The sequence below is a fragment of the Bacillus sp. AFS012607 genome (assembly GCF_002558005.1).
In the GTDB taxonomy this organism is placed as follows: domain Bacteria; phylum Bacillota; class Bacilli; order Bacillales; family Bacillaceae_G; genus Bacillus_A; species Bacillus_A thuringiensis_S.
The window spans coordinates 1-5076 of the sequence record NZ_NTVM01000040.1; the positions used below are offsets into that span (position 1 = coordinate 1).

Genomic DNA, 5076 nt, shown 5'->3' on the forward strand with positions numbered 1-5076 from the left:
CATCAAGGAAATGGTGACCCAAATTGGATATTCGCTTTGGCATTATGGAATCCATTGACATAGCTGTCTGATGGCATATCCCATAACTTAAGAATTCAGAATTACCCCAAAACGAAAAAATGAGCTGACTTCTCTGAGTAACTATCTGTAGAGAAAGAAGATTTTCATCTAGGAGTCTATTCAAACCTTAGCTTGATGAAGGTGTGGCGGTACCCAATGAAAACTATAATATAAGTAATTCTTTTTATGGTTTATATTTTGTTATTTCCTGTTGCAGAATCCTTATTATAAGGGTTCTCTTTTTTATATTGTGAATCAATAAATAAAAAAGTTAAAAACTATATTATTATTCATTTGAATATAGACAAGTTTTGTATTATTTTATTATTCGGTTAATTAATAGAACCTAAAACGGTAGGTGTCACCAACAATACAACTGTTTTGGATATTCCGATGTGTGAAGTGAGGGGAATGCGTTTGTTAGCTAAAAACTAGCATCAAAAAAGCCCGTACAGAAGCACAGGCCAGTTGTTACACATATCGGTAACTGAATTTTAACAGCTTTTCAGAAAGTTAGCTATTGAAAAGTAAAAAAACGCTCGATGGCAAGGAGCGCTGTAGAGAAAATATTCCCTAAAATTAGCTAACTTTATTATATCATAAATTTTCTCTCGGTAAATAAGGAGTGAAATCCTATATAGATAAAAATTAATCAGAAATCGTCTTTCCGACGTGGATATGGAAGAACGTAAGAAACGAAAAAGAAGCAAAATTGAAGGCGACATAGCGGCATGCGAAAGAGAAATGAATTAATGACATCAGTAGATAGATGAAGACGTGTTGATACTCCTGTAAAGATAGTAGAGGGTACTACAATGAGAGATTCTTTAGTAGTGGTAACAAGCATAACTTGCCAAGCAACTAATAAATTATGCCTGTTTTATATAATTTTCGCAAAATCACTTTGACTCATTAATTATTATCATTATAGAATAATAAAAGGAAATATTTTACTAGCAGTTAAATGTTTAGTATATCCTTTTTGTAATTATAAGGAAAAAATTCAAGTTAAGACTGAAACAGTAAGTTAGGAAAACAAAACTGACGCAGCAGAGAATGCAAACAATGAAGAAAAATATTTAGTTGAAAAGTGTATTGAAAGGGTTAGCTCCTCAATAGGCTTCATCCCAGTAATAAACCTCACGCTCAAAAACAAAAGGTAACTCAATTATCAAACTCATATAAAGTTTCAATCTTGTCTAAATACCCATTAGGATATGCAACTGATTATCTATTTTTTTATATAATCTCCAGATACAGTCTATATCAACTATAGATTCTTGTCTTATGCTAAATGTAATCAAAAAGCAAGTAGATAAAGATAATGACTAAAACATTAACTCTAGATACTTTTTTGATAAATATTACAAATAAACAGGAGGTAATGAAAAATGATTAAAACATTATTAGCAGGGACACTTTTAAGTACAGGATTATTAGCGGGAGGTGCAGTAGGTGCAGAAGATGTAAAAACGGATGAAAAATTACAAGTTGTTGTTGCAGATAAAAGCGGAAATATGACACATAAAGAAATTGATAAAAGTGAAATTCCGAAAGATGCAGAACCAGCAACTCCTAAAGAAGATGTAAAATAAGATAATCAAATTGAGAGATCTAACAAAATAAGAACTGGGCAAAAATAGCCTGGTTCTTTTTTTGTTTTACAGGTTTTTTTAAGAATTAAAGAGTATTAGGGGTCTCGCAACATCGCCATCAAGCTAAGATTTTTAATTACCCCCAAACCGAAAAATTTTTCTCTCTATAGTTATTTATAATAAATTAATCGAATTTCTTTTTTTCAACAAATGATTAATTTTTAAAAATTATACTCAAAGGTTAGGATTTTACAATAACTTTTATGAATGAGTGTTTTTGGCTTTCTACTGTAATAAATCCATGATGAGCTTCGATAATTGATTTTGCTAGTGCTAAGCCAATTCCAATGGACCATTCTTTATTAGAATTTTTTGTTTTGTAAAATCTATCGAATATATATGGAAAATCTTCTGATGCAAAAATAAAGTAAAAGAGAATAAAGCATATATATTCCTAACGGAATCATATCTTATGCTACAAGTTCCAACAATTGATGGACGAATTGGTTTGTCCAATTCAGGGCCATACTGATGAACCCCAACGCATAATCATGGTATGAGAAATGATAGCGTCTTTTTTCTTATCTTTCTATGCAATCATAAACCATTTATCTCGAAAAGTGAGTGGGGAAGAGAACGAATGAAAATCATAACGCGTCAGCTTATTTCAATGATTTTCTTGTCTTTAATTAAATTAGTCTTTATATCTATTCATAGTGTGTACTTTATACTGTCCATTGGCGTTAATTGCAACGGTAATATAAAAAAATAAACAAGGGAACAAATAAAACTTGTGTCATGTCTATATATTGAAACCATAATAAAAGTGAGGGAAGTTTTATGTTGATTCAAATAAGTTTGAGGTATGGAAATGGAACAAAAGTTTATTGAAAAATGTAATCATGATGAGCTGGACTATGTTATAAAAGACTATTGGCAAGATGTATGGAATTATTCATTTATTATTACGAAAGATCCACATTTATCAGATGACATCACACAAGATGTCTTTATAAAGGTTTTTAAACATTGGCACTTGTTTCGAAAGGAGTCATCTATTAAAACGTGGATATTAAAAATCACAAGAAATACGGCAATAAACTATTTGAAATCCGCTTATTTTAAAAGGATATCTTTAATGGGATTTTTTAGTGACGATAAACAATCTCCATCGGCAGAACAAGAATTTTTTAAGCAAGAGGAAATGAATGAAGTGTGGGATGTAGTATTAAAACTACCTAAAAAATACCGTGAAATACTAATATTGGACGCGAAATATGGATTATCTTATGAAGAAATGGCTGAAACATTAGGTGTATCAATTGGAACAGTCAAATCTAGATTAAGCCGAGCGAGAAGTAAAGTTTCAAAATTAATAGGGGAGGGTAGAAGTGATGAACAGTAAAAATAATCCTGACTGGTATAGTAAAATAAAAAACGGCCCAATGGGGCATCGGAAAGATGAAGAAGAATTTATTTATAGAATAAAGCAATCTATATACCTAAATAGTGAAGTAGATTCTATAACATATAAGAAACCATCTCGTAAAAAAGCATTGCCCATTGTAGTTGTGTTGGTTTGTACAATGTTATTTTTTATTGTTCAACAACCTGGGCTTGATGATAATAAATCGCCGGTACAAAGTAGTACACAAATTAAGCTGAAAACAAAAGATGAGTCTGCTCAAGAGCTATCATTAAAACAGTTTATGAATGATTTATCTCGAAGTACAAATTCAAAAAATGAAAATGACTTGTACAAAGCGTTAAATGATGAAGTTCTATTTAAAGGGAAGAGTTATAAGAAGGATGAATTGAAATTTGATGAAGATTTGTTTCATGAGTTGCAAGTCGCTCTTACAATGGGGGGAGAATTTGCAAATGATACAAAAAAGGTATATAAAGTACCAAGTGGAATGACAGACAGTAACCAATCAAAGCGAGAACATTTTATATATGTAACTGTTACTGGAAATAAAACGAAAATTTTAGCTGAACCAAAACGAGAATCACAAGTTTTATATGAAGTATCTAATGAGGTGGTAAAAGCTTGGATTCCAGAAAAAGTGCAGAATGATGGATATATAAAAATATCGACATTTAACGGCAATACTGGGTATGTACAAAAAGAGTATGTTTTAACGGATATTAAATATTCATTCTTGTTCGAAAAGGATCATGAAGGTGTATGGAAAATAATAGGTGTAGATTCTATATGGTAAAAGAGGAAGGTTCACTTTAATGAACCTTCCTCTTTGTTATTATTTTCTTTTTGAAGTGTATGCCAGGACTCTAAAATTTCTGATGTAACGAGAGCAGCGATGTTTTTTTCTGGATTACTACCAGGAATAACGACAGAAATGGCGATTTGTGGATCTTCGGTAGGAGCATATGCAATGAAAAGAGAATGATTTATCATTCTTTCTTGCTTATTCGGAGAACCTGTACTACCCGTTTTACCTGCGACATGAAAGGGTAAATTTTTAATCTCCTCTATATTTTGACTCATTCCACCGTGCACGACACTCCAAAAGTTCATCGGGTAACGATTTGAACTTTCTAAAATGGGTTCAAACTTTTTGGTTTCCTTACCATCTTGACCAATAATCGCACTTACGATTTGAGGTTTATATTTGTCGCCTTTACTTGCCAAAGTTGCTGCATATTGAGCGAGTTGAAGAGGAGTATGCACTTCATTTCCTCCCCAAGAGGCATTTAATAAAGCTGAAATCCCATTTTCAAATTTATTAGATGGCTGAAATTCATATTGTCCGTCTTCTTCAAAGGGCAAATCAATCCCGGTTTTAGAACGTAGGCCGAATTGCATTAAATAATCTGTCCATATATGGGCCACTTTTTCTATATTTCCATTATTTTGGTTGAATAAGGGCAGAGCTACTTTTGCTGTCATAAATGTGTTAGATGAATTAATGATAGCCTGCCTCGGTGTAATCTCCCCTGTTGGTGTTCCAGGCGCATTCGTAATGTTATTTTGACTATCATACTGAAAAGTACCTTTATCTAAATAAGTATCTTCGGGTTGGAAAAGCTTTTCGTTTAATCCAATTAAAATAGTAAGTGGTTTTATAGTAGAAGCCATATTTACATAAGATTCACCATACTTTAATTTTTGAATTGCTTTATTTTGCGAAAGAGATTTAATATTTTCTTTTCTAGAAGATACATGTGTATTTAATATATTTGGATCAAAAACTGCCGAGTTGACCATAGTTAAAATCGCGCCAGTTTTTGCATCGCTCACTACAGCATAACCAGCTTTAGCATCAGGTGTTTTCTTAATTTGCGATCTTAATGCTTCTTCTGCCTTTTGCTGCAACTCAGAGTCTAAAGCTAGCCGTACATCTTTACCTTTTTGTACGTTTTGAATGTTCCATAAGAACTTTTTATTATTCAATTTAAA

5 protein-coding genes are annotated in these 5076 nt (G+C 32.0%); 3 read left to right on the top strand and 2 right to left on the bottom strand.

Features of this window, described 5'->3' with window-relative positions; translation table 11 throughout:
* Positions 1–1451: 1451 nt before the first annotated feature.
* A complete protein-coding gene (locus CN409_RS28810; protein ID WP_000598100.1) occupies positions 1452–1655 on the top strand; it encodes a hypothetical protein in 204 nt (67 codons plus the stop codon).
* Positions 1656–1896: 241 nt separating this feature from the next.
* On the opposite strand, the gene CN409_RS32705 is transcribed toward CN409_RS28810, so the two are convergent.
* Positions 1897–2103: a sensor histidine kinase gene (locus CN409_RS32705; RefSeq protein ID WP_371399785.1), complete on the bottom strand. Its 207-nt coding sequence runs from the start codon at positions 2101–2103 to the stop codon at positions 1897–1899.
* A gap of 423 nt (positions 2104–2526) precedes the next feature.
* On the opposite strand from CN409_RS32705, the gene CN409_RS28820 reads away from it, so the two are divergent.
* On the top strand, positions 2527–3060 hold the full coding sequence (locus tag CN409_RS28820) for an RNA polymerase sigma factor (RefSeq protein ID WP_000435488.1): 534 nt from the start codon (positions 2527–2529) through the stop codon (positions 3058–3060).
* Positions 3050–3877, top strand: a complete 828-nt coding sequence (locus CN409_RS28825) for an SH3 domain-containing protein (protein ID WP_043333225.1) — start codon at positions 3050–3052, stop codon at positions 3875–3877. The genes CN409_RS28820 and CN409_RS28825 overlap by 11 nt, the downstream gene beginning before the upstream one ends.
* An 11-nt stretch (positions 3878–3888) precedes the next feature.
* On the opposite strand, the gene CN409_RS28830 is transcribed toward CN409_RS28825, so the two are convergent.
* Positions 3889–5076 (bottom strand): penicillin-binding transpeptidase domain-containing protein (locus CN409_RS28830; protein ID WP_098217962.1); only part of this gene is annotated, 1188 nt, incomplete at its 5' end.